Consider the following 2,285-nt stretch of genomic DNA (forward strand, 5'->3'; position numbering starts at 1 on the left):
CCCCCCCGCCCCCGCCCCCCCCCCCGCGGCCCCGCGGGAGCGCCCCTCACACAGACAGCTCGCCCATCACCCGGGCGGCGGCTTCACCGAACCCCGCTACCTCGCCCGCCGCGGCGACGGCCAGGTCGTACAGCTCTCCCTGCTGCTGCACCTGGTGGCGAGCGCCATCGACGGCGTACGGGACACCGCCGCCGTCGCGGAGCTGGTCAGCGCCCGGTTCGGGCGCGAGGTCAGCGCCGAGAACGTCGACTACCTCATCGAGCACAAGCTTCGGCCGATGGGGATCACCGCCCCGCCCGGCCCGGACGCCGACCCCGTCGACATCCCCCGCTCCGACCTGCTGCTCGGCCTCACCGGGCGGCGGGTGCTGCTGCGGGAGCGCCACGTGCGCCGGATCGGCCGGTCGCTGGCCTGGCTGCACCGCCCCTGGATGGTGGCCGCCGTGCTGACCGGGGCCGTCGCCCTGGACGTCTGGCTGTTCGCCGTCCACGGCGCGCTCGGCCCCGTCCTCCAGGTACTGAACCAACCCGTGCTGCTGCTGGCCGTGTTCGGCCTCACGGTGGCATCACTGCTGTTCCACGAGTTCGGACACGCGTCCGCCTGCACCTATGGAGGCGCGCGGCCGGGCCCGATCGGCTGCGGGCTCTACATCCTGTGGCCCTCCCTCTACACCGACGTCACCGACGTCTACCGGATCGGCCGGGCCGGCCGGCTGCGCGCCGACCTCGGGGGCGTCTACTTCAACGTCGTCTTCATACTGGGCCTGGCCGGCGGCTACGCCCTCACCGGGCACCCGCTCTTCCTCACCGCGGTCCTGGTCGGGCACATCGAGATCATCGAACAGCTCATGCCCGCCGTCCGCCTCGACGGGTACTTCATCCTCGGTGACCTCGCCGGCGTGCCCGACCTCTTCGGCAAGATCAGGCCGACCCTGCTGAGCATGCTGCCCGGACGCCCGGTCCGACCCGAGGTGGCGGGCCTCAAGCGTTCCGCCCGCACGGTGGTCACCGTCTGGGTACTGACCATGGTCCCGCTGCTGGCCGGCGAACTCGGCTACGTCCTGTGGCACCTGCCGAGGATCCTCGGCACCGCCCTGCACTCGCTCTCCGAGCAGGTCGCCGGCACCGTCGCGGCCTTCACGGACCGGGAGTTCTCCGCCGGGGCGGTCGGCGTCATCGGGATCTTCACCCTGCTGTGCCCGCTCGTGGGCGGCGGCTACCTCGCGGTCCGTACCCTCGGCCGGCTGCTGCGCGCCGCCCTGCGGGCCGTCGGCCGGGCCCTGCGGCCGGCGTCGCGCCGCCGGGCCGCCCCCGCCGCCCCCGCCGCCCCCGCCGCCCACCATCCTTCCCCATCCGCCCCGCCGACCTCGGCCGAGCCGCTGCCGAGCGCCGTGCGAACCCTCCGGAGGTCTCCGTGAAACACCCCACGTCGTACCGGACTTCGATCATCGGCCGGACGGCCGGGCGCCTCGGCGTGCTGACCGCCGCCTGCCTGACCGCGCTCGCCGTCGCCGCCCCGGCCGAGGCGTCCACCTTCTCCTACCCCGGCCACGGTGTCGCCGTGGTCCATGACCGGGCCACCACGCACGCCGACCGGGCCCATCCCGACCAGTACCGGGACAGCTTCGCGATCCACGAGCTCGGCGCCGTGTTCGGCCTCGGCGCCGACAACCGGGCCACCGCGGTCTCGGCGGGCTGCTCGGCGTCGCACCCGTGCCGGTCGATCGCGCTGTCCTTCCAGATCGTCACGATGGCCGGCTCGCACGTCCGGATCAACGCCACCAACCTCGGCCGGGCGGTCAACGAGCAGTGCCCCGGCTGCCAGACGCTGGCCGGCGCCTACCAGTTCATCGTCTCCACGCCGGCGCCGTTCAGCCTCGACGCGCAGGCCAGGAACCAGCTCGCGGTCATCCACCACCGGCTGGACGCCCTGCAGACCTCCAACGCCTCGATCGACGACATCAAGCAGCGGGCGGACGCCCTGGCGGCCCAGGTCAAGACGATCCTGGACCGGGCGGCCGCGGCGGCGCCCAAGGACCGCGAGGTGAACCCGCTCGGGACGACCGGTCCCTCGGTGACCATGCACCGCCACTTCGACGGGCCGAGCTGAGCGGTCGGCGGCCGGCCTGCGGCCCGGGGGGGGGGGGGGCCCCGCCCGCGCCCCACCGGGACGCCGGGGTGGAGCCGCTGCCGCTCTACTACACCTAAGAGGACGCGGCCCGCCTCGCCGCCCGCGGCGGCGAACTGGGGATGGACGGGGTGTTCGGCTACAACGACGAGTACGCG

Annotated in this window: 2 protein-coding genes; both read left to right on the top strand. The window is 74.4% G+C overall.

All coding sequences use genetic code 11. The features are described 5' to 3' along the window. Positions 1-1,417, top strand: a 1,417-nt coding sequence (locus ACFV0G_RS38485) for a hypothetical protein (RefSeq protein ID WP_380558272.1), incomplete at its 5' end; no start/stop codon positions are given. Then, complete coding sequence (locus ACFV0G_RS38490; RefSeq protein ID WP_380558275.1) at positions 1,414-2,109, top strand: hypothetical protein; 696 nt, start codon at positions 1,414-1,416, stop codon at positions 2,107-2,109. The genes ACFV0G_RS38485 and ACFV0G_RS38490, both read left to right, overlap by 4 nt. The last annotated feature ends 176 nt before the right edge of the window (positions 2,110-2,285 follow it).

The organism is Kitasatospora sp. NPDC059571, from assembly GCF_042735675.1.
In the GTDB taxonomy this organism is placed as follows: Bacteria; Actinomycetota; Actinomycetes; order Streptomycetales; family Streptomycetaceae; genus Kitasatospora.